Origin of the sequence: uncultured Agitococcus sp., from assembly GCF_937920075.1 — a bacterium.
GTDB lineage: Bacteria > Pseudomonadota > Gammaproteobacteria > Pseudomonadales > Moraxellaceae > Agitococcus.
In genome coordinates, this window is record NZ_CALETI010000331.1 from 1 (window position 1) to 1,524 (window position 1,524).

The window sequence follows — 1,524 nt, forward strand, 5'->3', positions numbered from 1 at the left end:
CTGTCAAGCCAGTGCAAGGTGGCTCTAGCAATAGCGCACCACCTACCGATATTGACGAGTGGATGAAGTGGCGAAATGACCAATTACGACAAAAGAAACGCTGAGAAGCGTTAAGAGAGAATCATTATGGCTAATAGCATTTTAACTCCTAGTATTATCACTAAAGAAGCGTTGCGTATTTTACACGCACAATCTAACTTTTTAACCAAAATCAACCGTCAATATGATAGCCGTTTTGCGGTCAATGGCGCGAAAATTGGTACTAACTTAGATGTCCGTTTACCCAATAAATTCACTGTGCGTACAGGTTCAACTTACTCCGCACAAAACATGGTAGAGCGTAAAGTTGCATTGCCCGTTGCTACAATCAAGGGCGTAGATTGCACAATCACTGACACCGAATTGACCATGAGTCTTAATGACTTTAGTGATCAATTCTTGAAGCCTGCGATGAATCAACTAGCGTCTGATATTGAATACAGCGCGATGTTAGCAATGTATAAATCTGTTCCTAACAGCGTTGGTACTGTATCAACTCAAATTGACTACAAGAAGTTCCAACAAGCTGGTCAACGATTAACCGAGAATCTAGCTCCATCATCTGACCGTACTTTCTTGTTGAATCCATCGAGCCGTGTCGAGTTTAGCGATGCTGTTAAAGGCTTATTTCAAAGCTCTAGCAACATTGATGACCAATATCGCGAGGGCATGGTTGGCCGTACTGGTGGTTTTGATGTGTTCGAGAACACAATGATTCCAGTGCATACCACAGGTACATACGGTGGCACTCCATTAACCAATGGCGCGACTCAAGGTAATGCTGGCACTGGTAACGCTTATGTTGCTACTTCTGACATTATCACTGACGGCTGGACAAGTGGCGGCACTAGCTTAAAGGCAGGTGATATTGTTACGTTTGCAGGTTGTTACGATGTTCATCCTGAGACAAAAGTTAGCACTGGCGTGTTGAAGAAGTTCGTTATTACAACTGACGTATCCGACACCACAGGCGCAATTACCATGACGGTATCGCCCGGCGTTATTGCTGGCGGTGCATATCAAAACTGTTCTAACCGTATTGCTGATAACTCGGCTATTACTGTGTTAGGTACAAGCGCAACAGCTTATGGCCAAAACTTAGCGTTTCATAAAGACGCGTTTACCTTTGTTAGTGCTGATTTGGATATTCCAAAAGGTGTTGACATGGCAGCGCGTGAACGTTTCGGCAATATCTCAATGCGTTTTGTGCGTTGGTTCGATGGCGACAATGGCCAATGGAAATCTCGCTTTGACATCCTTTACGGTACAGCGGCCTTGTATCCTGAGTTGGCGTGTCGTTTAGTTCATCAATTGTAATTCCAAAGGCTCACGGATGAGCCATTCTTTTAAGTAGGTGTAGCATGGTAACTGCTGATTTAATTCGCGCCACGCTGCGCTTAATCGGTGCAATATCTTCTAGCGAAACTCCAGCGGCTGATGAATCAAGTGATGCTCTTGAGGCGTTAAACTTGATGTTAGGCTCAT

At 44.3% G+C, this 1,524-nt stretch carries 1 protein-coding gene; it reads left to right on the forward strand.

Features of this window, described 5'->3' with window-relative positions; translation table 11 throughout:
• Positions 1-126: 126 nt before the first annotated feature.
• Positions 127-1,356 carry a P22 phage major capsid protein family protein gene (locus tag Q0212_RS11465; RefSeq protein WP_297925587.1) on the forward strand — a complete coding sequence of 410 codons (1,230 nt, stop codon included), beginning with the start codon at positions 127-129 and terminating at the stop codon, positions 1,354-1,356.
• Positions 1,357-1,524 lie beyond the last annotated feature (168 nt).

What these genes read in the sequence shown, in the direction of transcription:
- Q0212_RS11465 (WP_297925587.1), top strand. Translation starts at nt 127, where the DNA reads ATGGCTAATAGCATTTTAACTCCTAGTATTATCACTAAAGAAGCGTTG.